At 62.9% G+C, this 22958-nt stretch carries 22 protein-coding genes; 11 read left to right on the top strand and 11 right to left on the bottom strand.

The genetic code is table 11. The features are described from left to right. Positions 1-28: 28 nt before the first annotated feature. Genes apaG through mltA form a run of 3 tightly spaced genes read left to right on the top strand, consistent with a single transcriptional unit; the run spans position 29 to position 3585 of the window. Positions 29-403: a Co2+/Mg2+ efflux protein ApaG gene (gene apaG, locus VITFI_RS03875; RefSeq protein ID WP_089415868.1), complete on the top strand. Its 375-nt coding sequence runs from the start codon at positions 29-31 to the stop codon at positions 401-403. Beyond that, a complete protein-coding gene (locus tag VITFI_RS03870; protein WP_089415867.1) occupies positions 403-2406 on the top strand; it encodes a site-specific recombinase in 2004 nt (667 codons plus the stop codon). Before apaG ends, VITFI_RS03870 begins: the two co-directional genes overlap by 1 nt. 18 nt (positions 2407-2424) lie before the next feature. Then, positions 2425-3585, top strand: a complete 1161-nt coding sequence (gene mltA, locus VITFI_RS03865; protein ID WP_089415866.1) for a murein transglycosylase A — start codon at positions 2425-2427, stop codon at positions 3583-3585. On the opposite strand, the gene VITFI_RS03860 is transcribed toward mltA, so the two are convergent. The 3 genes from VITFI_RS03860 to VITFI_RS03850 form a co-directional block, all read right to left on the bottom strand. After that, a complete protein-coding gene (locus VITFI_RS03860) occupies positions 3527-4309 on the bottom strand; it encodes a 5'-methylthioadenosine/adenosylhomocysteine nucleosidase (protein ID WP_089415865.1) in 783 nt (260 codons plus the stop codon). The two genes, mltA and VITFI_RS03860, sit on opposite strands and share 59 nt — an antisense overlap. A 283-nt stretch (positions 4310-4592) precedes the next feature. Next, positions 4593-5048, bottom strand: coding sequence for a hypothetical protein (locus tag VITFI_RS03855; RefSeq protein ID WP_089415864.1), 456 nt, complete (start codon positions 5046-5048; stop codon positions 4593-4595). A 25-nt stretch (positions 5049-5073) separates the two neighbouring features. Then, a complete protein-coding gene (locus tag VITFI_RS03850) occupies positions 5074-5724 on the bottom strand; it encodes a hypothetical protein (protein WP_157725550.1) in 651 nt (216 codons plus the stop codon). A 92-nt stretch (positions 5725-5816) separates the two neighbouring features. Here VITFI_RS03850 and VITFI_RS03845 point away from each other — a divergent pair, with 92 nt between their 5' ends. Together VITFI_RS03845 and VITFI_RS03840 are read left to right on the top strand one after the other, a co-directional pair. Continuing rightward, complete coding sequence (locus VITFI_RS03845; RefSeq protein ID WP_089415862.1) at positions 5817-7427, top strand: AmpG family muropeptide MFS transporter; 1611 nt, start codon at positions 5817-5819, stop codon at positions 7425-7427. Positions 7428-7455: 28 nt separating this feature from the next. After that, positions 7456-8382, top strand: coding sequence for a M48 family metallopeptidase (locus VITFI_RS03840; protein WP_232476665.1), 927 nt, complete (start codon positions 7456-7458; stop codon positions 8380-8382). A gap of 18 nt (positions 8383-8400) precedes the next feature. Here the strand turns inward: VITFI_RS03840 and VITFI_RS03835 are convergent, their stop codons facing one another. The 4 genes from VITFI_RS03835 to VITFI_RS03820 all read right to left on the bottom strand — a co-directional run bounded on the left by VITFI_RS03835 (position 8401) and on the right by VITFI_RS03820 (position 11496). After that, the gene (locus VITFI_RS03835) at positions 8401-8988 is read right to left on the bottom strand and encodes a Crp/Fnr family transcriptional regulator (protein ID WP_089415861.1); all 588 of its coding nucleotides are present in this window, start codon (positions 8986-8988) and stop codon (positions 8401-8403) included. Between the two features lie 125 nt (positions 8989-9113). Beyond that, the gene (locus VITFI_RS03830) at positions 9114-9722 is read right to left on the bottom strand and encodes a helix-turn-helix transcriptional regulator (RefSeq protein WP_157725549.1); all 609 of its coding nucleotides are present in this window, start codon (positions 9720-9722) and stop codon (positions 9114-9116) included. 304 nt (positions 9723-10026) lie between these two features. Continuing rightward, complete coding sequence (locus tag VITFI_RS03825; protein WP_089415859.1) at positions 10027-10665, bottom strand: MBL fold metallo-hydrolase; 639 nt, start codon at positions 10663-10665, stop codon at positions 10027-10029. A 30-nt stretch (positions 10666-10695) separates the two neighbouring features. Beyond that, on the bottom strand, positions 10696-11496 hold the full coding sequence (locus tag VITFI_RS03820) for an exodeoxyribonuclease III (RefSeq protein WP_089415858.1): 801 nt from the start codon (positions 11494-11496) through the stop codon (positions 10696-10698). A gap of 27 nt (positions 11497-11523) precedes the next feature. On the opposite strand from VITFI_RS03820, the gene pyrE reads away from it, so the two are divergent. Then, positions 11524-12180 carry an orotate phosphoribosyltransferase gene (pyrE, locus tag VITFI_RS03815; RefSeq protein WP_408645608.1) on the top strand — a complete coding sequence of 219 codons (657 nt, stop codon included), beginning with the start codon at positions 11524-11526 and terminating at the stop codon, positions 12178-12180. A 9-nt stretch (positions 12181-12189) separates the two neighbouring features. Here pyrE and gatB read toward each other — a convergent pair whose 3' ends face one another. Genes gatB through gatC form a run of 3 tightly spaced genes read right to left on the bottom strand, consistent with a single transcriptional unit; the run spans position 12190 to position 15470 of the window. After that, positions 12190-13650: an Asp-tRNA(Asn)/Glu-tRNA(Gln) amidotransferase subunit GatB gene (gatB, locus tag VITFI_RS03810; protein ID WP_089415856.1), complete on the bottom strand. Its 1461-nt coding sequence runs from the start codon at positions 13648-13650 to the stop codon at positions 12190-12192. Positions 13651-13662: 12 nt separating this feature from the next. After that, positions 13663-15174: an Asp-tRNA(Asn)/Glu-tRNA(Gln) amidotransferase subunit GatA gene (gatA, locus tag VITFI_RS03805; RefSeq protein WP_089415855.1), complete on the bottom strand. Its 1512-nt coding sequence runs from the start codon at positions 15172-15174 to the stop codon at positions 13663-13665. Continuing rightward, positions 15171-15470, bottom strand: coding sequence for an Asp-tRNA(Asn)/Glu-tRNA(Gln) amidotransferase subunit GatC (gatC, locus tag VITFI_RS03800; RefSeq protein WP_089415854.1), 300 nt, complete (start codon positions 15468-15470; stop codon positions 15171-15173). Before gatC ends, gatA begins: the two co-directional genes overlap by 4 nt. Before the next feature lie 179 nt (positions 15471-15649). Between gatC and VITFI_RS03795 the strand changes: the two genes are divergently transcribed. From VITFI_RS03795 to rodA, 5 genes are read left to right on the top strand one after another with little or no spacing between them, the layout of a single operon-like run. After that, on the top strand, positions 15650-16693 hold the full coding sequence (locus tag VITFI_RS03795; RefSeq protein ID WP_089415853.1) for a rod shape-determining protein: 1044 nt from the start codon (positions 15650-15652) through the stop codon (positions 16691-16693). Between the two features lie 38 nt (positions 16694-16731). Next, a complete protein-coding gene (mreC, locus tag VITFI_RS03790; RefSeq protein WP_089415852.1) occupies positions 16732-17637 on the top strand; it encodes a rod shape-determining protein MreC in 906 nt (301 codons plus the stop codon). After that, positions 17637-18158, top strand: coding sequence for a rod shape-determining protein MreD (gene mreD / locus VITFI_RS03785; protein ID WP_089415851.1), 522 nt, complete (start codon positions 17637-17639; stop codon positions 18156-18158). Before mreC ends, mreD begins: the two co-directional genes overlap by 1 nt. An 8-nt stretch (positions 18159-18166) precedes the next feature. Then, entirely contained in the window at positions 18167-20272 is a 2106-nt protein-coding gene (gene mrdA / locus VITFI_RS03780; RefSeq protein ID WP_089415850.1) for a penicillin-binding protein 2, read from the top strand. Further along, positions 20269-21426: a rod shape-determining protein RodA gene (rodA, locus tag VITFI_RS03775; RefSeq protein ID WP_089415849.1), complete on the top strand. Its 1158-nt coding sequence runs from the start codon at positions 20269-20271 to the stop codon at positions 21424-21426. Before mrdA ends, rodA begins: the two co-directional genes overlap by 4 nt. On the opposite strand, the gene VITFI_RS03770 is transcribed toward rodA, so the two are convergent. Next, positions 21413-22954 carry a sensor histidine kinase gene (locus VITFI_RS03770; protein WP_089415848.1) on the bottom strand — a complete coding sequence of 514 codons (1542 nt, stop codon included), beginning with the start codon at positions 22952-22954 and terminating at the stop codon, positions 21413-21415. The two genes, rodA and VITFI_RS03770, sit on opposite strands and share 14 nt — an antisense overlap. Between the last annotated feature and the right edge of the window lie 4 nt (positions 22955-22958).

Here is a 22958-nt window from a genome sequence, read left to right as displayed (position 1 = left end):
GTCATCAAGCTGTTGCTAGCATGGGGCGATGCACACCGCTCTTCTCGCTTGCTCCGTCGTAACGCACTACCTGCCCGAACAGTCCTCGGCGGCTGAAGGGTTGTACGCGTTTGCCTACACCCTGACCCTGCGTAACACCGGCCCCGCGGCCGCCCAAGTGATCGCCCGGCACTGGGTGATTCAAGACGGCGCGGGCCATGTGGAAAACGTGCGTGGGCTGGCCGTGGTGGGCCAACAGCCCCTGATCAAACCTGGCGGCCAGTTTGAGTACACCAGTTGGACGCGCATCGCCACTCCACGCGGCACGATGCGCGGCACCTTGTTCTGCATCACCGAGAACGCACACTGGTTCGAGCTGCCGATTCCAGCGTTTGAGCTGTCTCAGAGTCAGGCGCTGCACTGATGCACCGGCAGTTGCCTCGCACCACGTTGATCGAACTCCTGACCGCCGCAGACGCCCAGGCGCCAGCCCCTGAGCGCCATTTGTGGCTCATTCGTCTGCTGGGTTGGTTGCAGCAACCCGGCCCCCCCAGCGCCTACGCCCCCGGTGACTTGCCCGCACCTTGTGAGCGTCTGCCGTGGCCCACCCGGCGGCTCATCCATCTGCTCAACGTGTTGGATGAACGCCCGGAAGATCGTCAGCGCATCACCACCTTGCTGCGCAGCATTTTTGGCCGCCTCGACGCCACGGGCCTGCTGGCCGATTACGGTTTCCCCCCGCGCCAAGGCTTTTTGAGTGAACTGGCCGAGCGCCTGCGTTTGATGTGCCTGCCCGGCACGCCGCAAACCCAAGACCTGGGCGAGCTGTTTCACCTGCTGTTCCGCCATCCCTACGACTTCTCTTGGTTGCACACGCTGGACACAGCCACCACACGCCGCTTGCTTCAGCTCTACGCCGGCTCCGTGGAGGTCACCGAGCCCCCACCCTGGCAGCCAGCCCTGATCGAATCGATTCAACTGCTGGCCAGCCAGTTGCGCGCCGCTGGGCTGTCGGCGGCGCTGCGCCAGCGCATGTCGGCCCGGCTGCTGGTGGATCGACCCTTTCACCGCATCGTCCAGACGGCAGAAACCCTGCGCGACGGCCCTCATCCCTTGCAAGCCGCACTGGCACTGCACGAAGTGCTAGACACTTGCTGTGCCGCCGCCGACAGCGTGCGCCATCACCTGGATGAACACGGCATCTCCGTTGACTTGGTGTTCCAGGTCGAGCAGATCCATGCCCGAGCCCAGCGCATCCGCGCTTTACTCGCCTGCTTGGCGGCCCCCGAGCCGGCCGAGGGGCTGACTCCGCTGCTGCTGCATTTGGTGCAAGCCGGGATGGAGCGCCACGGCATCACCCCGCTGTTTTCGCGTCACTACAGCCTGCTGGCTCGCAAAGTCACCGAACGCAGCGCCGAAACCGGTGCCCACTACATCACCCGCACCCTGGACGAATACCGCACCATGCTGCGCCAGGCTGCTGGGGGCGGCGCCATCATCGGCCTGACCACATTGATGAAATTCGCCATTTCGGCCCTGAGTTTGTCGGTGTTTTGGGCGGGTTTTTGGGCAGGGATGAACTACGCCGCCAGTTTTGTGCTGGTGCAATTGCTGCACTTCACCGTTGCCACCAAACAACCCGCCATGACCGCCCCGACGTTGGCCGCCAAACTCGAAGGCATCAGCGCCAACGACGCCGCCGTCGAAGATTTTGTGGACGAAGTGACCCACCTGCTGCGCTCGCAGATCGCGGGCATCATCGGCAATCTGGCCATGGTGGTGCCTGTGGTGCTGCTCATCCAAGGCTGGAGCAACGCCACCGTCGGCGCCCCCGTGGTCGGTGCGGACAGCGCCGCCTACGTCCTGCACACACTGCACCTGCAAGGCCCGACGGTGCTGTTTGCGGCCTTCACCGGGGTGCTGCTGTTCGTGTCCAGCTTGGTGGCGGGTTGGGTGGAGAACTGGTTTGTTTTCCATCGGCTGGACAGCGCCATCGCCTGGAACCCGCGTTTCCTGCACACCCTGGGCACACAGCGGGCGCAGTATTGGGCTCAGTGGTGGCGCCAGCACATTTCGGGCATTGCTGCCAACGTCTCCCTGGGTCTGATGCTGGGCATCGTGCCAGCGCTGGGCACGTTCTTTGGTTTGCCCTTGGAAGTGCGTCACGTGACCCTGGCTGCCGGCCAGTTGGCCGCCGCCCTGGGTGCGTTGGGCGCCGACGTGCTGCACGACCCCGCATTCTGGTGGTGCGTGGCGGCCATTCCTTGCATTGGCCTGCTGAACGTGGGCGTGAGTTTTTACCTGGCGTTCCGTGTGGCGCTAGCCTCACGCGGGCTGCGCGTCCAAGATCGGGGGCGGCTCTACACTGCGATGCGGCGACGCTGGCGCCAGCGCCCCGCCACGTTCTTCTTCCCTCCCCGCACTTGAATCGCTTGCTGGTCGTTCATGCCTCGTCCTGCTTTCTTTTTTTTGGCCAGCACTTGGCGCCGGACGCTGGCGGCAGGGTGGGTGGCCCTGGGCCTGGTCGCCTGTACCCCGCTCCCCTCCCCTCCGCCCGCAACGGGACTCCCCCCCGACTTGCAACCCGATCCCACGCCCGAAGTGTTAGAGCGCCCCAAAGCGCGCTGGGTACCCACAGGTTTTGACGCCCTGCCGGGTTGGGGCGAGGACGCCTTGGCCGAGTGGTGGCCCGCACTGCGCCAGAGTTGCAGCCGCCCCGCCGTGGGCTGGCAACGGGTGTGTGAGCATGTGCTGTCGCGCCCCACCATCGACGGGGATGCGGCCTGGCTGCGCCCATGGGTTGAACGCACCTTTCAGGTGTACCGAGTCGAATCCCCCCAAGGGCAAGACAGTGGCTTGCTCACCGGCTACTACGAGCCCCAACTGCGTGCCAGCCGAACCCCCACGGCCCAATACAGAGTGCCGCTCTACGCCCCGCCAGCCGATCTGAACAAGCGCCAGCCTTATTGGACGCGCCGCGAACTCGACACCGTCCCCGCCGCCCAAGCCGCCCTCAAAGGCCGAGAGATCGCTTGGCTGGAAGATCCGCTGGACGCACTCGTGGTGCAAATCCAAGGCTCCGGGCAGTTGCTGTTTCAAGATGCCGATGGCCGGCTCAGTGCCGCCCGCCTGGCATTTGCGGGACACAACGGCCAGCCTTATCGCTCGGTGGGTGCCTGGCTCATCAGCCAAGGCCAGCTCAAAGCCAGCGAAGCCTCTTGGCCCGGCATCAAGGACTGGGTACGCCGCAACCCGCGCCGACTGCAAGAAATGCTCTGGCAAAACCCCCGCATGGTGTTTTTTGCACTGGAACCCCTCCCTGAACCAATCCAGGGGCCACGGGGTGCCCAGGCGGTGCCGCTGACACCGGCTCGCTCCATCGCGGTCGATCCGGGCAGCGTGCCTTACGGCACCCCCGTCTGGCTGGCCAGCACCGATCCGACGTTGGCCACGCCTCTGCACCGTTTGGTGATGGCCCAAGACACCGGCAGCGCCATCACCGGAGCGGTGCGCGCCGACTACTTCTGGGGCTGGGGTGACACCGCTGCTACCCAGGCTGGACGCACCCGGCAAAACTTGCGCATGTGGGTGCTGTGGCCGCGCTAAGCGCCGCCAGCACAATGTCGCGCGAATACCCGGCGGCCACCTCGGTCAGAAAGCTGGGGAAATCGACGTGGGCTTGATCGTCCGCTCGGTCAGAAATGGTGCGCAGCACGGCAAACGGCCGATCAAAATCGGCGCACACCTGGGCCACGGCCGCACCTTCCATTTCGACCGCCAGCGCATCCGGTAACGCCGTGCGCAACGCTGTGGACGCTGCCGCCGACGCAATGAACTGATCTCCGCTGATGATCAGCCCCTGATGCAAACCAGGTACCGAACGGATACCGAAGTGCATCAACGCCTCATGCGGCTGGGCCAGCACCAGGCGAGCGCCAGCCGCCAATCGCTCCGACCAAGCCACGTCCGCCATGAAGCGTGCGTGCCCCGTTCCAGGCACCTCCCAGCGCGGAAACAGCGGAGAGGCATCCATGTCGTGCTGGAGCAGCGACGTGCCAACCACCACATCCCCCACACGCACCGCTGCCCCCAATCCACCGGCGACGCCCGTGAACAGCACGGCGCGCACTTGGTAACGGTCCAGCAGCAAGGCGGTGGTGGTGGCTGCGGCCACTTTGCCAATGCCGCAGAGCGTCAGCACCACCGCTTCCTCACCGAGTCGCCCCCATCGGAAGTGACGCCCCGCCACCGAGTCGGTGCGCTCCACATGAAGCACCGCCTCCAACGCGGACAACTCTTGCGGCATCGCCGCGATGATGGCCACGGTCATGCCTCACCTCCCTGAACTGAATCCACACCGAACCCCGTCGTTTTGGCGCATCTGCAAAGTTCCTTTGCAGAAAGAGCCATTGCCCGCAAAACTGCGGGAACTTAGGATGAGAACCAAGGGTTATTCCTGATTCATCATGCCAACCACTGCCTTTTCCCCCGCCTCGCTGGACTTGCTGCCCGGTGAGTGCGAACACCCCCCGCTGCGCCTGCTGGAACCGATGCGCCAGCCAGCCCCGCTGCGCTTGCCCAGGATCCGCCCAACGCCTGGCACCCCGGCAAGTTCAGCGCTGCGCGCCCTGGGCCTCGGGCTGCTCGACATCGTCAAACTGGGTCGGAGCAAACGAGTTGGCTGAAATGAACGAGCCTTCCTTGGCCGCCGCAGCGATGCGCGACAACTGATCCTTCAGCCGCCGCAGCTCCTCTTCGAACCCCGCTTTTTCCAGTGCATGGTCTTTGCGCTGCACCTCGAGGCGGTGCTCGTAGTCTTTGCGCGTGGCGATCATGGCACTCTCGTGCTGCTGCACGGCGTGGTTGAACTTCGCCGTCAGGGTTGCATGGGCATCCCGCAAACGGTGGATGGTTTCATGCTGCTGCTGAATCTCGCTGCTGGAGGCCAGCACACGAACCGCCTCAGGGCGTGGATCTCCCACGCTGCGCTTGCCTAGCACCAGTGCCGCCGCCGCCCCTCCTGCCACAGCCCCCATGCACCCGACCAATCCCACAATCCATACGTCCATGCGTGTCTTTCACCATTGCTGATCTTCAGTGGACATCCGAACTGGCAGCACTGCGCAGACGCTCCACATCCTGCTCCAAAGACTTGATGCGCGCCCCGTAACTCTGGTGTAGCGTATCCACCTGTTCCACCATGGTGCTCATCAAGCGTCCCAATTCGGTGCTGTGCTCTTGGCGCAAGGCTTCTAGGGCGCTTTCATGGCGTCGCCGCTCGGTTTGCAGCAGGCTCAGCCGTTCTTGGGCGTCTTGAGCCTGCGTGGCTTGCAGCGCCTTGAGCTGTGCCTGTAGTTCGGCGTTTTGGGCTTGTAAAACCATCAATGCTTCTTGCGCTGCCGCCTGAGCCGCCTGCGTGTCAGCACTGGCTGGCGCTGGATTAACCTGGGGAGACAAAGCCGCAGGCACCGTCACGGGAGACACGGTGCGCTCGGCTCCGTTGCGCCGAATCCCCGCAGGCTCCGGTGCCAACGGCTTGCCGCGCACCCGCCCGCCCGCATCCTGGGAACGCCCCACGCTGGCCACTCCAGTCGCATGAACCCGTTCGGGTGGACGCGCCTTGGCCGCATCTGCGTCGCGTTGACGCCGCTGGCGAATTGCTCCCAGCCCGATTCCCAAGGCCAAGCCGCACAAGGCACCCAGAATCTGCCAATACAACGCGGGTATGTCCGCCAGTCCATTCACTCCATGATCTCCAAGCCCGAAGGGCCATTGTGGGGGCTGTTCAAACTTCATGCCATCCCAGAGTGGGGGGGCCATCCACCTAGAATTTGACCATGCCACATCCCACCCGCCCCCCCGCCGCTCATCCCCCACCGGCGTGGACACGCGGATCGGCACTCGGCTGGTGGCTGTGGGTCAGCATTCTGGGCTTTGCCTCTGGGCTGCCACTGGCTCTGACCGGTCAAGCGTTGCAAGCTTGGCTCAGTATGGAAGGGTTGGACGTCGCCACCATCGGTTTTTTGAGCCTGGTTGGCCTGCCCTACACGTTCAAATTCCTGTGGGCCCCACTGATGGATCGTTTCGATCCACCAGGATGGGGCCGCCGCCGAGGTTGGCTGGTGCTGGTGCAACTGCTGCTGGCGGGTTGTCTTTGGGGGATGGGACAAACTTCACCGCATACCTCACTGGGCGCCTTGACCGCCCTGGCCGTGGCCGTGGCTTTCCTGTCGGCGTCGCAAGACGTGGTGTGCGACGCCTACCGCACCGACGCCCTGGCCCCACGCCAGCGAGGGCTCGGGGCTTCACTGAACGTCATGGGCTACCGGCTGGCCATGATCGTGTCGGGAGGGCTCACCCTGATCTGGACGGATCCACAGCAGGGCGGCGGCTGGTCTTGGCCGGCGGTTTACCGTGGCATGGCGGGGGTGATGCTCGGTTTGGCCGTCTTCAGTGCCGTGATCTTGCCCCGACTGCCAACCCCCCCCACCCGCGACCATGCCCCCATCCGTCAGGACTTGCAAGGTTTCGTGGCCGTTTTACTGGCTGTGGCCCTCGGTTATGGCATCACGCAATCGCTCATCGCTCCGGCGGTGCAGGCGCTGCTGTCCCCTTGGATGGCCCAAAGCACACTGGCGCCCTTGCTGCGCCAACGCTGGCTCGATTTGTTGACCCTGCTGCTCGGCCTGGGGGGCACCTTGCCGCTGGTGGTGTTCGCCGCACGCCAAGCCCGCTTCCAAACATTGTTGACGGGTTTATCGACTTATTTTGAACAGCCCGGGGCACGGGCCTTCCTCGCGTTCATCGTGCTCTACAAATTGGGGGACGCATTCGCAGGCACGCTGCTGACACCCTTCCTGCTCCAAGGCATGGGTTACAGCCCCGCCGAAGTGGGGGTGGTCAACAAGGTGATGGGGCTGTGGCTCACCCTGGCCGGCGCCCTCCTGGGAGGTGCCTTGATGCTGCGGCTGGGGCTGTGGCGCTCCTTTCTGGCGTTCGGGCTGCTGCAAATGCTCAGCAACCTGGGGTTCTGGGCGCTGGCCCTCGCGGGGCGCGGCCAGTGGGCGAGCTGGGTCGTTCCGGCGCTGGATTGGGGCTTTGTCCAGCTCCACCAACCTGTGGCTGTGGACGTTGGACTGCTGCTGGCCATCGCCTGCGAAAACCTCAGTGGTGGCATGGGCACAGCCGCCTTTGTGGCTTTCTTGATGAGCTTGACGCACCAGCGTTTCAGCGCCACACAATTTGCCTTGCTGAGTGCCCTGTCGGCCATCGGGCGCGTGTGGGTGGGGCCACTGGCGGGGGTGCTGTCAGCGTCAATGGGATGGCCTGCGTTCTTTGTGATTTCCACGGGCTTGGCCGTGCCTGGCCTGGGCATGCTGTGGTGGCTGCGAACCGACGTGCAACGCTTGGATCTGCCCCCTCCTTCAGGCACGCCCCCCGACGATTAACCGGCCCCGTGCCGCCTCAGGAACTGCCATGACCTCGCGCCCCTCGTTTTGCACCGATGCCGATGTGCCCCTGCCCCCCATGGTGCGCGCCATGCGCTGCACCTGCGCCCGCCACGCCCGGCGGCGTTTCGGGCAAGCCTTGCTGGTCGGCAGTTGCCTGCCCCTCGACGCGTTGGCCGCAGACGGTGGTGTGCGCGACATGGTGGGCAGCGAGTCCAGCTTCGCCAAGTTGGTGCCCGCCGAACAGATTGAAGGGGCTGCGGCCCAGCAGTATCTCCAGCTCAAGCGCGATGCCACCTCCAAAAACGCATTGCTGCCCGAGCAACACCCCCAAGTCCAGCGCCTGCGCAGCATCGCTCAGCGCATCATTCCCTACACCGCCGACTGGAACGCTCGGGCCCGCCAATGGAAATGGGAAGTTCAACTGCTGGGCTCTAAGGAGCTGAACGCGTTTTGCATGCCTGGCGGCAAGATCGCGTTCTACTTTGGCATCCTGCGCCAACTGCAACTCACCGATGACGAGGTGGCCATGATCATGGGCCACGAAATGGCCCACGCTTTGCGCGAGCACGCCCGCGAGCGCATGGGCAAGTCAACCGCCACACGCATGGGCACGGGTTTGATCAGCTCACTGCTGGGCTTGGGCTCTCTGGGTGACGCCGCCCTCAACATGGGCGCTCAACTGTTAACACTCAAGTTCAGCCGCCAAGACGAATCCGAAGCAGACTTGGTGGGCCTCGACTTGGCCGCCCGGGCCGGTTACAACCCACAAGCCGGTGTGAGCCTGTGGGAAAAAATGATGAAGGCCAACGCCAACGCCCCGATGGAGTTTTTTTCAACCCATCCTGCGGGCAACACCCGGATCCGGGACATCCAAGCGGTACTGCCCAAGGTCACGCCACTGTACGAGCGTGCAGGCAAACCCACTCAGCGTTTCGAGCCGCCACGCGCTTGACGCCATGGTGCTGTCATGTCACCACCCGGGTGGCAAGCTGCGCAGCACCTCAATACCAGCGGGATGGCGTCGAATGAATCCGCCCAGCTCCAGATCTTTGAGCAAGCGACTGACCATCTCGCGTGAACAGCCGATGCGGCAAGCCAAGTCTTTCTGGGTCAAGCGCACCCAAGCACGGCTGGCCAATCCATGGCTCGATCCACCCTCCTCTGGAGACGCAGGAGCGTCAAGCACTCTCCGCAAGCGGGTGTACACATCGTCCAATCCCAATTGGTGCGACAGCACTGCCAGGGCACGGATGCGAGCCAAGCTCTTTTCGAGCATCATGGCGCACAACTCAGGCCGGGTCGCTACGTGGTGCGCCAAGCGTTGCCGGCTGATGACCGCACAGTAGCAGCTTTCCAGGGTAACGACGCTGTAAGGGTGTGGATCGCCATCCAAACACAACTCCCCCACGTAGTCTCCAGGCCCGTATTCTCCGTAAGTCAGCTCTTTGCCCGCGTTGTTGGTGGAAAACCAGCGCAGCCGCCCAGAAAAAATAATGAACAACCCCCCGCCCCGATGACCCTCTTGGACAAGAACAGCCCCCTTGCGATAAGACCGCATCTCTCCGGACTGTGACAACTGCCACAAAAGCGGTGACACCACTTCGGCCAAATGTTCAGGCGGATGCTTAGACAGCGCACCCGGCCTCACCGACGAAAACCAGGGGTTCGGAACTGCTGTACCAATCAATTGGTGCCCCCTTGGGGCGATGACGCCCGGGTGGCTTGTTGTCGCAACGCGCCGATCAGGGGCGGCAGCATGGACATGTGGTGTACCAAGTCACGGATGCTGTCAGTGCCGGTTTTGGTGCGAATATTGGTGATCTGGGTTCGAACCGTAGACAGCGCCACCCCATGCTGACGCGCAATTTCAGCCGGATCTTGTGCCAAACACAACGCCTGCAACACCTGCTCTTCTCCCGGGGACAAACGGCACAAACGCGCAAACCCCTGCACTGTCAGATGCGCACAGGCTTGGGTACGCTCCACTGCCAGCATGACCGCCGGCGAACGCCATCCGCCTCCGACGGGCAACGGCACCACGGAAACGCGCATGCGCTGCTCCCCGTCCCCCAGACAAATCAGCCGACGAATGCCACGCCGCACTGCCGCCAACAAGGCCTCCTCCAAGACGCGCTGGTCGGCTGCTGTGCCCACGCGCAGAGCGGTTCCGTCCAAAGTCAGCACCATCCCAGGACACAGCGCCACACGCGCTTGGTGGTTGGCATGCAGCACTTGGAAGGACTCGTCCAATAACACGACGCCATAGTCCATTTCGTCCAGTGCCAAGGCCAAGACACTGGCTTGTGGGAGGGGGATTGGTGGAATACCCAACATCCGGGGGCGCAAGGCCCCGCCATCGGAAGGGTGGCGTCCGCACAGAGCCCCCGCATCGGTGACACGGGGGGAAGGCGACGATTCAAGCATGAGATGGCTCCCTGAAAACACAGTGCAGCTCGCCCAGAACTCAGCGGCCAAGCTGTTCAACTACACCTCACAGCGTAAGCTCATCTCTTTGTGGATAGGGGACAAACATCTCCCTAGTAAAGTGTGGAAAATTCACTCAACCTCAGGAATTACTCTCTTTCCATCCCAAGAATCAGAACCCATTGACGTAGGGATTGAAGCGCCGCTCCCGCCCAAACGTACTTTCTGGGCCGTGGCCGGGAATGAACACGGTGTCATCGCCCATTGGCCAGAGGCGTTCGGTGATGCTGGTGATCAGGGTGTCGTGGTCGCCACCGGGGAAATCGGTGCGGCCAATGGAACCGGCAAACAGCACGTCACCCACAAAGCAGCGCCGGGCCTCGGCGTTGTGAAACACCACATGCCCCGGGGTGTGGCCGGGGCAGTGGCGCACCGTCACTGAACAACGGCCCAAGGTCAGCGTGTCGCCATCCACCAGCCAGCGGGTGGGGGTGAACATTTCGGCCTTCGGGAACCCAAACATCTGGCTCTGCTGCGGCAAGCCATCGATCCAGTATTGATCCCCCGTGTGCGGGCCGATGATGGGTAAATTCAGCTCCCGGGCCAGGGTGCCGGTGCCGCCGGCGTGGTCGATGTGGGCATGGGTCAGCCACAGCGCCACCAGTTTCACGCCCAGGCGAGCGACTTCGGCCTTGAGCGTCGGCAGGTCACCGCCCGGATCGACGATCGCGCCCTCCATCGTTTCATCGCACCAAACGATGGAAGCGTTCTGCTGAAAAGCGGTCACCGGGACGGTGTGGTATCGAAACATGGCGGGCCAACTCCGGGTCAAGTGTGAAAGTCAGAGGGTGAAGTCGTAGTCAATCGTCAGCGGGGCGTGATCCGAAAAACGTTCGGCCAGGTGGATCGATTCGCGCTGTGCTGTGGCCGCCAGGGCGGGCGTCGCCAAGTGGTAATCCAACCGCCAACCCACGTTTTTGGCCCACGCCTGCCCTCGGTTGCTCCACCAGGTGTACTGCTCGGGGTGGGGGTTCAAGCGGCGAAACACATCCACCAATCCGCCGCCGCTGGGGCCATCGGCCAGCAAGTTCGTCATCCAGGCGCGTTCTTCGGGCAAGAAGCCGGAGTTTTTGAGGTTGCCCTTCCAGTTCTTGAGGTCGATTTCTTGGTGGGCGATGTTCACATCGCCGACGAGGATGAACTCACGCTCCGTGCGCAACGCTTGCAGGTGCGGCAGCATGGCCGCCAAGAATTGGAACTTCACCTGCTGGCGCTCCTCCCCCGACGAGCCACTCGGAAAGTAACAACTGATGAGGGACAGCTTGCGCCCCGGCTTGTCAAACCGCAGTTCGATGTAGCGGCCTTCGGCGTCGAACGCCTCGATGCCGAGGCCGCGAATCACGTCGCTGGGCTCGTGCCGGCTGTACAGGCCCACGCCGGAGTAGCCTTTCTTTTGCGCATGATGGAAATACCCCGCCATGCCGGCGACCGTCTCAAAGCGCCCGGCCACGTCTTCGGCCTGGGCTTTGAGTTCTTGCACCCCCATACAATCCGGCGCGGCCGCTTCGGCCCATGCCTGAAACCCCTTGGTCGCGGCTGAACGGATGCCGTTCAGATTCAGCGTCACCAGCCTGAAACCCATTTGAACTCCATGATGAACACGCCCCCCATCGACTCCCTCGCCCAAGACTTTGTGCGGTTCTCGGTTGAAGCAGGGGTGCTGCGATTCGGCGATTTCACGACCAAAGCCGGCCGCGCTTCGCCCTATTTTTTCAATACCGGTCTGTTCGACGACGGCGCCAAGCTGATGAAGCTCGGCGAATTCTATGCACGCCGTTTGCTGGCCTCCGGGCTGGAATTCGACATGCTGTTCGGCCCGGCCTACAAAGGCATCACCCTGGCGGCTGCCGTGGCCATCGGCCTGGCGCGTGAGGGCAAAAGCGTGCCCTACGCCTACAACCGCAAGGAAGCCAAGGATCACGGCGAAGGCGGCACCCTGGTGGGCGCCCCGGTGCGCGGGCGCGTGCTCATCATCGATGACGTGATCACCGATGGCGCCTCCAAGCGTGAAGCCGCCGACATGATCCGCGCCGCTGGTGCCACCCCGGTGGGCGTGGCCATCACCATGGATCGGCAGGAACGCGCATCGGACGATCCGGCCAATCGGCGCTCGGGCGTGCAGTACGTCGAACAAGAATTGGGGCTGAAGGTGCTGTCCATCGCCACCTTGGCCGACCTGATGCAATTCCTCGACACGGCGGGCGACCCAGTGTTGGCCGCCAACCGCGCCCGCGTCGCGGCGTACCGCGAACGCTACGGCATCTGACGCGGCGCGTCAGAGTTTCTTCTTCAGCAACTCGCTGGCTTGGGCGGGGTTGGCCTTGCCCTTGGACGCCTTCATCACCTGACCGACCAAGGCGTTGAACGCCTTGTCCTTACCGGCGCGGTATTCCTCGACCGACTTCGGGTTCTTGGCGATCACCTCATCGACGATGGCTTCGAGCGCACCGGTGTCGTTCATCTGCTTCAGGCCCTTGGCCTCGATGAGGGCATCCACATCGGAGCCTTCACCCGTCCACAGCGCGTCGAACACCTGCTTGGCAGCGTTGTTGCTGATCGTGCCATCCTGAATCCGGCCAATCAGCCGGGCCAGCGTGGCCGGCACCACCGGGGCCGCGTCGATCTCGCGGCCTTCGGTGTTCAAGCGCTTGCTCACCTCGCCCATCAACCAGTTGGCCACGAGCTTGGCTTGCCCGCAGGCGTCGCGTGCAGCTTCGTAGTAGCGGGCGAAAGCCAGGCTTTGCGTCATCATCGTCGCGTCGTAGGCCGGCAGGCCGTCGGTTTCGACGAAACGCGCCGCCATCGCACGCGGCAGCTCGGGCATCTCACCCTTGACGCGCTCCACCCACTCAGGCGCGATTACCAGCGGTGGTAAATCCGGGTCGGGGAAGTAGCGGTAATCGGCTGAATCTTCCTTGCTGCGCATGGCGCGGGTCTCGCCCCGGTCGGGGTTGTAGAGCACCGTGGCTTGCTGGATGTCGAAGCCGTCTTCGATCTGGTCGATCTGCCAGTTCACCTCGTAGTTCACCGCGTCCACCAGGTAGCGGAAGCTGTTGAGGTTCTTGATCTCGCGGCGCGTGCCATACGGCTCGCCGGGTTTGCGCACCGACACGTTCACGTCGCAGCGGAACGAGCCTTCCTGCATGTTGCCGTCGCAGATGCCCAGCCACATCACCAGCGCGTGCAGCGTCTTGGCGTATTCGGCGGCTTCCTGGGCCGAGCGCATGTCCGGCTCGGAGACGATTTCCAGCAGCGGCGTGCCGGCGCGGTTCAGGTCGATGCCCGACTGGCCGTGGAAGTCCTCATGCAAGCTCTTGCCCGCATCCTCTTCCAAATGGGCACGGGTGAGCTGCACGGTTTTCTTCTCGTCACCGACGAAGAATTCCACCTGGCCGCCTTGCACCACCGGGATTTCAAACTGGCTGATCTGGTAGCCCTTGGGCAGATCCGGGTAGAAATAATTCTTGCGGGCGAAGATGGACAGCGGCGCCACCTTGGCCCCCACGGCCAGCCCGAAGCGAATGGCGCGCTCCACGGCAGCGCGGTTCAGCACTGGCAGCGTGCCGGGCAGCGCCAGATCGACGGCGCAAGCCTGGGTGTTGGGTTCAGCGCCAAACGCGGTCGAAGCGCCGCTGAAAATTTTGGATGCCGTTGAGAGCTGGACGTGGTTTTCCAGGCCGATCACGACCTCGTAACCCCGCACCAACTTAGAGGAAGACTTGTTGGAAGTTGCCATGGTGTCGGTGCCTCAGATGCCAGCCGGAGCGCGGGTGTGCCAATCGGTGGCCGCCTGGAAGGCGTGGGCCGTGTGCAGCAGCGTGCCTTCCTGGAAATAGTTGCCGATGAGCTGCACGCCCACGGGCAGACCTTCGGCGCCAAAGCCAGCGGGCACGCTCATGCCGGGCAAGCCGGCCAGGCTGGCGGGCAGGGTGAAGATGTCGGCGAGGTAGTCGGCCAGCGGGTCGGTGCTGTGGCCGTTCAGGGGCCACGCCACGGTCGGCGCCACCGGGCCGGCGATCACGTCGCACTGCTGGAAGACTTGCTGGAAATCGTCCGCGATCATGCGGCGCAGCTTTTGCGCTTGCAGGTAGTAGGCGTCGTAGTAGCCGTGGCTCAGCACGTAGGTGCCAGTCATGATGCGACGCTTGACTTCGGTGCCGAAGGCTTCGCTGCGCGACTTTTTGTACATGTCGAGCAGGTCGGTGTACTGCGCGGCGCGGTGGCCGAACTTCACACCGTCAAAACGGCTCAGGTTCGAGCTGGCTTCAGCCGGGGCAATGATGTAGTACACCGGAATCGCCAGCTCGGTGCGCGGCAGGCTCACTTCCACCAGCGTGGCGCCGAGCTTTTCCAATTCAGCCAGCGCGGCACGCACCACGCCGTTCACGTCGGCAGCCAAAGCCGCTGGGAAGAACTCTTTGGGCAGACCGACGCGCAAACCCGCCAGCGGCTTGTCGGCACTGGCGCCGGTGCGTGGGGCGAGCATTTGCGCGTGGAAGTCTTGCGCCGGGCGCTGGGCGCTGGTGGCATCCCGCGAATCGAACCCGCTCATGGCCGAAAGCAGCAACGCGCAGTCTTCAGCCGAACGGGCCATCGGGCCGGCTTGGTCGAGGCTGGAGGCGTAGGCAATCATCCCGTAGCGCGAGCACACGCCGTAAGTCGGCTTGATGCCGGTGATGCCGGTGAAGCTGGCCGGCTGGCGGATGGAGCCGCCGGTGTCCGTGCCCGTGGCTGCCGGCACCAAACGCGCCGCCACCGCCGCAGCCGAACCGCCCGAGGAGCCACCGGGCACACGCTCGCGGTTCCACGGGTTCTTCACCACGCCATAAGCGGAATTGGTGTTGGCCGAACCCATGGCGAACTCATCGCAATTGAGCTTGCCCAACATCACCATGCCAGCACCGGTCACGCCATCGGCGCCCGCACCCAGACGCGCCACCACGGTGGCATCAAACGGGCTGCGGTAGCCGTCCAGAATCTTGGAGCCGGCGGTGGTGGGGGCGTCCTTGGTGACAAAGATGTCCTTGTGCGCGATCGGCACACCAGTGAGCGCGCCTGCCGTACCGGTAGCGCGGGCCGCATCGGCGGCGGCGGCGGCAGCCAGCGCGGTTTCCTCGTTCACATGCAGGAAAGCGCCCAAATCAGCCTGTGCTTGCACGCGGCCCAGCAGGCTCTGCGTGACTTCGACGCTGGAAACTTCTTTTTCAGCCAGAGCGCGGGCCAGCGCGGCCACGCCCATCTCATGCAACGCTGCACTCATTCGATCACCTTGGGCACGAGGAACAAGCCGGCTTCCACCGCCGGGGCGCTGCGCTGGTTGGCTTCGCGCTGGTTCGATTCGGTGACGGCGTCATCCCGCAGGCGCAGTTGCACCTCTTGAATCGCCGACAGCGGCGTGTAGAGCGGCTCGACGCCAGCGGTGTCCACCGCGCTCATTTGTTCGACGATGCCAAAAAAGCCGTTAAGTTGGGCCAGCAAAGCCTCGCTTTCCGCAGCGGAAAACTCCAGCCGCGAAAGGTGGGCGATGCGGCTTACATCCGCAAGAGTGAGTGCCATGGGGAGAACGAGATCGAAAACCGAGGGGCCGGCCAAGCCTTTGACAGCCCGTCAAAGGGCCCCCGAGGCGGCCAGAGAAAACCTTGCGGTATTATCCCCCGCCATTCGAGGCCACCCTTTGTGCGCCGCCGACAGATTTCTGCGCCGTTGATGGCGCTGCACCCCTTTTCTGGCTGACCATGTTTTCCATCCTGCGTCGTTACATGTCCACCGATCTGGCGATCGACTTGGGCACGGCCAACACCCTGATCTACGTTCGAGGCAAAGGCATCGCGTTGGATGAGCCCTCTGTGGTGTCGATCCGCCACGAAGGCGGCCCCAACGGTAAAAAAGTCATCCAAGCGGTCGGTAAGGAAGCCAAGGCGATGCTGGGCAAAGTGCCCGGCAACATCGAAGCCATCCGCCCGATGAAGGACGGCGTCATCGCCGATTTCATCATCACCGAGCAGATGATCAAGCAGTTCATCAAGATGGTGCATCCGCGCTCGGTGCTCAAGCCCAGCCCGCGCATCATCATCGGCGTGCCCTGCGGCTCCACCCAAGTGGAAAAACGCGCCATCCGAGACGCCGCCCTGAGCGCCGGCGCCTCCGAGGTGCAGTTGATCGAAGAACCGATGGCCGCCGCCATTGGTGCGGGCCTACCGGTGTCCGAAGCGTCGGGGTCGATGGTGATCGACATCGGCGGCGGTACCACCGAAGTGGGTGTGATCTCGCTGGGCGGCATGGTCTACAAGGGCAGCGTCCGCGTCGGTGGGGACAAGTTCGATGAAGCCATCATCAACTACATCCGCCGCAACTACGGCATGTTGATCGGCGAACCTACCGCCGAAATGATCAAAAAGAGCATTGGCTCGGCCTTCCCGGGCTCGGAAGTCAAAGAGCTGGAAGTCAAGGGGCGCAACCTCTCGGAAGGCGTGCCGCGCAGCTTCACCATCAGCTCCAACGAGATTCTGGAAGCCTTGACCGATCCGCTCAACCAGATCGTTTCGGCTGTGAAAAATGCCCTGGAACACACACCCCCCGAGCTGGGCGCAGACATCGCCGATCGCGGCATGATGCTCACCGGCGGTGGCGCACTGCTGCGCGACTTGGATCGCCTGCTGGCCGAAGAAACCGGCCTGCCGGTGCTGGTGGCCGAAGAACCGCTGACCTGTGTGGTGCGCGGCTGCGGCATGGCCTTGGAGCGCATGGAACGCCTGGGCTCGATCTTCACTTCCGAGTGAGCCGCGCTGTCGCTGTCGGTTCACGCTGACACCGCACCATGCCACTGGGAACGGTTGACTGCACCCCGCCACCGCTGTTTCGTCAGGGGATTTCAGCCCTCACCAAACTGGGGCTGTACTCGGCTGCCGCCATCTTTTTGATGGTGGCGGATACGCGCTTGGCGCTCACTGGCCCGTTGCGTAACGTGCTGGTGACGGCTTTGCTGCCCGTCCAACAGGTGGTCGCGTGGCCTGGGGGCTGGGTTGACAAGGTTGCAACGCACTTCGGTGGGCTGGAACGTGCGCTGGCCCGTGAGAAAGCGGCCCACTTGGCGTTGGCACACCAATCCCTGCAAGAAGCCCGCCTCAAAGAGCTGCAACGTGAAAATGACCGCTTGCGCACTTTGCTGGAGCTGCGCCCCAGCATCCAAGTGAAATCGCTGGCCGCCGAAGTGCTCTATGAAGCAGCCGACCCTTACTCGCGCAAAGTCATCATCGACCGGGGCAGTCAGCACGGCGTGGTCACGGGCTCGCCCGTCATCACTGAAGCAGGGGTCCTGGGGCAAGTGGGCCGGGTGTACCTCCTGACCTCCGAAGTGATTTTGTTGGTGGATCGGGACGCCGCCATTCCCGTCCTCAATGCACGCACAGGCCACCGTGCGGCGGCCTTTGGGGGCGCAGATCCCGATTTGCTGGAACTGCGCTTCGTTGCCGCCAACGACGATGTTCATGTGGGCGACGCGCTGACGACCAGCGGTGTGGACGGGGTCTACCCAGCCGGGCTGGCCGTCGGCAAGATTCTGACTCTGGATCGGCGCGGGGACAGTGGCTTTGCCCGCATCCTGCTCAGTCCGGCGGTGGTGCCGGATTCGGTACGCCACGCCCTGGTGCTGGAGCCCATCGGGCACCAGTTGCCTGAGCGTCCGTCCACCACGGAGGCCTTGAGCCGCAAAGAGAAGCCTTGATGCTGCCCTCCCACCACAGCAATCAACTGCTCCTGCCCGTCAACCCGCTGTTCCTGTGGATCACGCTGGTGGTGGCACTGCTGCTCAATTTCCTGCCGCTGGGCCGCCAGTTGGCCATGCCCGATTTTGTGGCTTTGGTGGTGGCGTTTTGGAACATCCATCAACCCCGCCGCATCGGCGTGGGCGTGGGTTTTTCGCTGGGCCTGGTCATGGATGTTCATCAGGGGGCCTTGCTGGGTCAACATGCGTTGGCCTACACCTTGCTGAGTTACCTGGCCATCATGATCCACCGGCGTGTCCTGTGGTTTGGCTGGTGGGGGCAACTGATCCAGGTGGCACCGCTGTTTCTGGCGGCGCACCTGGTTTCTTTGGGCATTCGCATCATCGTAGGGGATGGTTTCCCGGGATGGGCCCTGCTGCTCGCGCCGGTATTTGAAACCCTGTTGTGGCCCCTGACAGGGTGGCTGCTGCTCGCCCCGCAGCGCCGCGCCCCCGATCCCGACGAAGACCGGCCTTTGTAACGGGCACCATGACCGAACTGCGTGACATTGAGCGAGAACTCGGACAGTTTCGCCTGCGAATTTTGGCGGCTGCACTGTTCGTTTTCATTGGCTTTGCTTTGCTGGTCACCCGCATGGTTCACCTGCAAGTCAATCGCCACGAAGAGCTGTTGACGCGGGCCGAGGCCAACCGCATCGCGGTGTCTCCGATCGTTCCGAACCGAGGGCGGATTGTGGATCGCAACGGGGTGGTGTTGGCCACCAATTACACCGCCTACACCTTGGAAATTACCCCATCCAAGGTAGAAAACCTAGAAGATACCATTTCGGAACTGTCTAAAATCCTCGAAATTCAAGTCAAGGATCGCCGTCGATTCAAACGGCAGATGGAGGAAAGTAAAAGCTTCGAATCCCTGCCGATTCGAACACGGTTGACCGATGAAGAGGTCGCAAAATTCATTGCCCAGCGCTATCGTTTTCCAGGGGTGGAAATCAAGGCCCGTTTATTCCGGCATTACCCATTGGGGGAAGTGGGCAGCCACTTAATAGGATACATTGGCCGCATCAACCAACGCGAAAAAGAAGCGATGGAAGATTGGGATGACGAAGACATCGCCAATTATCGTGGCACCGAGTACATCGGGAAAATCGGTCTTGAGCAGCACTACGAGCGCGAACTGCATGGCATCACGGGCTTTGAGGAAGTCGAAACGACCGCCGGTGGCCGGGCGGTGCGCCGGCTTCGCAGCCGTCCACCGACCCCAGGCAATACCCTGGTTTTGTCGATCGACATTCGTTTGCAATACCTGATTGAACAATTGTTTGGGGATCGTCGGGGGGCATTGGTGGCCATTGACCCTCGCAACGGTGAAGTTTTGGCCTTTGTGTCCAAACCGACGTTCGACCCCAATTTGTTCGTGGAAGGCATTGACGTCGAAAACTGGCGTGAGCTGAATGAATCGATTGACAAACCCCTGCTGAACCGTGCCCTTCGCGGCACCTACCCGCCCGGCTCGACCTACAAACCTTTCATGGCCATGGCCGCGCTGAACGCCGGCAAACGGTCGCCCAAAACCATCATCCACGACGGTGGATTTTTCATGTTTGGTGGCCACCGCTACGGCAGCCCCGAGAACGAGCGTGGTGGCGCCATGGACATGCGGCGCTCGATCGTCGAATCCAGCAACGTGTATTACTACACACTCGCCAACGAAATGGGCGTGGATTTGATTCATGACCAACTTCAACCTTTTGGATTTGGCCGAAAAACTGGCATTGATCTGGACAGCGAAAGCATTGGCATTTTGCCCTCCACCGACTGGAAACGCCGCACCTACCGCCGCCCCGAATTGAAAAAGTGGTACGCCGGGGAAACCATTTCTTTGGGCATTGGCCAAGGGTATAACAGCTTTACCATGCTGCAACTGGCCAGCGCCATGGCCACCTTGTCATCCGGTGGGTTGCGTTTTGAGCCTCGCTTGGTGCGCGAAATTGAAGACACCTTGAATAGCCAGCGCCGCCGCATTTCGTCCCAAGCGGTCGATCCTCTGCCGCTCAACCCTGCCCATGTGGCGGTGATTCGCGATGCCATGTGGGGGGTGACGGTCGGCGGCACTTCCACCCGGGTTTTCGCTGGCACACCGTATGCCAGTGGTGGGAAAACCGGTACCGCCCAGGCCGTGGGCATCAAACCCAATGCAAAATACACCCCTGCCCGCATGGCCGAACACCTGCGCGACCACTCGCTGTACGTCGCCTTTGCACCGCGTGACGAGCCGAGTATTGCGCTGGCCCTGATCGTCGAGAACGCAGGCTGGGGGGCCGCCGCTGCGGCCCCCATCGCACGGCGGGTCTTCGACATGGTGCTTCTGGGCAACTACCCCAGCCCAGAAGACATGGCACAGACCCGCATCGGACAATCGGCTGCACCGATCGGCCCCTCGCGGCCCGCATCTGGGATTCCGCTGCCGTGGGCCACCTCCGTGCAAGGCATGGCCACCATGGGGCTGCCTAACGGTGAAGCAGCAGCAGCGTCGGCGACCGCGCCTTCTCCGCCCTCTCCGCCGCCCGCACGCGCCGCCGCCTCGGCAGCCCGGCGTGCGCCTGCCTCCGCACCATCAGGAGTCGCCCCATGACGGGTGTTGTGGTTCAGGGCCCTACGCTGTGGCAGCGTTGCCGGCCCGTGCTGAGCAATTTCGATATTCCCCTGCTGCTGGGCTTGGCCGTGCTGGCCACGCTGGGCATGGTCACCATGTATTCGGCGGGGTTTGACCATGGTTCACGCTTTGTTGACCATGGCCGCAACATGCTGTTGGCTGCGCTGATTTTGTTCACCGTGGCCCAGCTTCCTCCCCAACGCTTAGTGCAACTGGCGGTGCCGTTGTACACCGTCGGAGTGGTTTTGCTGGTGGCCACGGCGCTGTTTGGCATCACCAAGAAAGGCTCCACCCGCTGGCTGAACGTAGGAATTGTGATTCAGCCCAGCGAAATCCTCAAAATCGCCATGCCACTGATGCTGGCCTGGTGGTTCCAAAAACGCGAAGGACAATTACGCCCGCTGGATTTTGGCGTCGCAGGGGCGCTGCTGCTGATTCCGGTCGGGCTGGTGATGAAACAGCCCGATCTGGGCACATCCTTGCTGATTCTCTCGGGCGGGTTGTATGTGATTTTCTTTGCGGGACTGAGCTGGCGCATCATTCTGCCGGTGGTCACACTGGGAGCAGCCGGCATCGGTCTGATTGTGATCATGGGAGATCGGTTGTGCGAACCCGACGTGGACTGGCGGGTGCTGCATGATTACCAAAAGCACCGGGTTTGCACTTTGCTAGATCCCACCAAAGACCCCCTGGGCAAAGGGTTTCACATCATCCAGGGGATGATTGCCATTGGCTCGGGTGGATTGTCTGGCAAAGGATTCATGCAAGGAACACAAACCCACCTTGAATTTATCCCCGAGCGCACCACCGATTTCATTTTTGCCGCGTACTCAGAAGAGTTTGGGTTGGCGGGCGTCCTGACGCTGATTGCCACTTTCACATTCGTCCTCATGCGGGGCTTGATGATTGCGGCTGAAGCCCCCAGCGTGTTTTCTCGCCTGTTAGCCGGCTCCTTGACGCTGAGTTTTTTCACCTATGCCATGGTGAACATGGGCATGGTCAGCGGCATTTTGCCGGTGGTTGGGATTCCCCTGCCCTTTATCAGTTACGGCGGCACTGCCATGGTGACACTGGGTTTGGCATTGGGCATGTTGATGTCCATCGCTCGCTCGCGCCGCATCATGCAGACTTGACATCCCCTTCCGCTCCATCGGCAGGCAACGTCGCTGCCGATGGAAAGCGCACCGTGAATACCGCGCCCACCTCAGGCGCTAACTGCGCAGCACTCACACCGATATCGGCTCCGTGCCGATCGGCAATCTCCTTGACGATGGCCAAGCCTAAACCACTGCCATCCACATTCGTGCCCAATGCGCGGTAAAACGGCTGGAACACCAGCTCCCGCTCAGCCTCCGGGATGCCTGGGCCGTTGTCTTCGACCTGCAACGTCACGCAGGCGCTTTCACCCAATGCCCCCCCCCGCACACGCACGGTCACCGTGCCGCCCGCCGGGGTGTATTGGAGCGCGTTGTCCACCAAATTGCGCACCAGTTCCCGCACCAAAAAAGGCTGCCCGACCAGCGGCGGCAACGTCTGCGCGTCATCTGGCCCTTCGTAGCCAAGGTCAATGCGCTTTTCCATGGCTTTGGGGACAAAGTCATGCACAGTTTCGGTGGCCAGTTCCACCAAATCAAATGCCTGCTGACGCCGGGCCTGCTCCTCGTCTTCAGCGCGTGCCATGGCCAGCAACTGGTTCACCATGTGCGCCGCCCGTTGACTCGACAGCGCAATCTGTTGCAGCGAGCGCCTGACCGATTGCGCATCCCCCCCCGCGTCAATCTCACGCTGCGCCAATTCGGCTTGCATGCGCAGCCCCGCCAGCGGGGTTTTGAGCTGATGGGCCGCATCCGCCAAAAAATGCTTTTGCGTGCTCATGCTCTGATCGAGCCGGGCCAGCAAATCATTGATGGAACGCACCAGGGGCGCCACTTCCTCGGGCGCATCGTGTTCATCGATGGGGCTGAGATCGTGGTTTTCTCGCCGCCGGATGCGCTGCTGCAACTGATTCAGCGGCGCAATGCCACGGGCCAAGGCAAACCACACCAGCAGCACCGCCAACGGCAAGATCACAAACTGCGGCAGGATCACGCCTTTGATGATTTCCGTGGCCAACCGAGACCGTTTGTCCAAGGTTTCTGCCACTTGCACCATGCCGATGCGCACGGTACCGACCAGCTCAGGATGCGCATCGTCCTCATTGGGCAAGCGCAGCAACGCCACCCGCACCGCCTCGCCCTGGATTTGATCGTCGCGAAAAACCACCTCACCCGCCACGGGCAGATCACCCTCGGGCGTGGCAATCTCACGATCACCAATCAACAACCCGCCTTCGCGATCCAACACCTGAACGTACACCCGATCGACATCGTCGCTGCGCAGCAGCGCTGCGGCCGACTCGGGCAGTCTGAGGCCGCGCTGCTGCTTGCCCGCCGCCGCCGCACTGACCACCTGCTGCGCCACCATGCGCGTGAGTTGCCCCAGGTCGCGGTCGTAGGGGCGGGCGGCGATGTTCTGCGCCACCAACCACGTTAGCGCCACACTCATCGGCCACAGCAACAACAGGGGGGCGAGCATCCAATCGAGGATTTCGCCGAACAGCGAGCGCTGCTCGCGCACGGACGCCCCCGCCGACGTGGACGGTGGCTCAGGAGCGGACGTCATGGTG

This window comes from Vitreoscilla filiformis (assembly GCF_002222655.1).
Classification (GTDB): domain Bacteria; phylum Pseudomonadota; class Gammaproteobacteria; order Burkholderiales; family Burkholderiaceae_C; genus Ideonella; species Ideonella filiformis.
This window is presented reverse-complemented; position numbering and strand designations above follow the sequence as displayed.

Excerpts from the sequence above, each read along its gene's own strand:
- VITFI_RS03820 (WP_089415858.1), bottom strand. The coding sequence starts at position 11,496 with ATGGGTTTCAGGCTGGTGACGCTGAATCTGAACGGCATCCGTTCAGCC.
- mreD (WP_089415851.1), top strand. The coding sequence starts at position 17,637 with ATGCTGCCCTCCCACCACAGCAATCAACTGCTCCTGCCCGTCAACCCG.
- apaG (WP_089415868.1), top strand. The coding sequence starts at position 29 with ATGCACACCGCTCTTCTCGCTTGCTCCGTCGTAACGCACTACCTGCCC.
- gatB (WP_089415856.1), bottom strand. The coding sequence starts at position 13,650 with ATGGCAACTTCCAACAAGTCTTCCTCTAAGTTGGTGCGGGGTTACGAG.
- rodA (WP_089415849.1), top strand. The coding sequence starts at position 20,269 with ATGACGGGTGTTGTGGTTCAGGGCCCTACGCTGTGGCAGCGTTGCCGG.
- VITFI_RS03795 (WP_089415853.1), top strand. The coding sequence starts at position 15,650 with ATGTTTTCCATCCTGCGTCGTTACATGTCCACCGATCTGGCGATCGAC.
- mreC (WP_089415852.1), top strand. The coding sequence starts at position 16,732 with ATGCCACTGGGAACGGTTGACTGCACCCCGCCACCGCTGTTTCGTCAG.
- VITFI_RS03825 (WP_089415859.1), bottom strand. The coding sequence starts at position 10,665 with ATGTTTCGATACCACACCGTCCCGGTGACCGCTTTTCAGCAGAACGCT.
- mrdA (WP_089415850.1), top strand. The coding sequence starts at position 18,167 with ATGACCGAACTGCGTGACATTGAGCGAGAACTCGGACAGTTTCGCCTG.
- gatA (WP_089415855.1), bottom strand. The coding sequence starts at position 15,174 with ATGAGTGCAGCGTTGCATGAGATGGGCGTGGCCGCGCTGGCCCGCGCT.
- gatC (WP_089415854.1), bottom strand. The coding sequence starts at position 15,470 with ATGGCACTCACTCTTGCGGATGTAAGCCGCATCGCCCACCTTTCGCGG.
- VITFI_RS03870 (WP_089415867.1), top strand. The coding sequence starts at position 403 with ATGCACCGGCAGTTGCCTCGCACCACGTTGATCGAACTCCTGACCGCC.
- VITFI_RS03860 (WP_089415865.1), bottom strand. The coding sequence starts at position 4,309 with ATGACCGTGGCCATCATCGCGGCGATGCCGCAAGAGTTGTCCGCGTTG.
- mltA (WP_089415866.1), top strand. The coding sequence starts at position 2,425 with ATGCCTCGTCCTGCTTTCTTTTTTTTGGCCAGCACTTGGCGCCGGACG.
- VITFI_RS03855 (WP_089415864.1), bottom strand. The coding sequence starts at position 5,048 with ATGGACGTATGGATTGTGGGATTGGTCGGGTGCATGGGGGCTGTGGCA.
- VITFI_RS03835 (WP_089415861.1), bottom strand. The coding sequence starts at position 8,988 with ATGCGGTCTTATCGCAAGGGGGCTGTTCTTGTCCAAGAGGGTCATCGG.
- VITFI_RS03770 (WP_089415848.1), bottom strand. The coding sequence starts at position 22,954 with ATGACGTCCGCTCCTGAGCCACCGTCCACGTCGGCGGGGGCGTCCGTG.
- VITFI_RS03840 (WP_232476665.1), top strand. The coding sequence starts at position 7,456 with ATGACCTCGCGCCCCTCGTTTTGCACCGATGCCGATGTGCCCCTGCCC.
- VITFI_RS03845 (WP_089415862.1), top strand. The coding sequence starts at position 5,817 with ATGCCACATCCCACCCGCCCCCCCGCCGCTCATCCCCCACCGGCGTGG.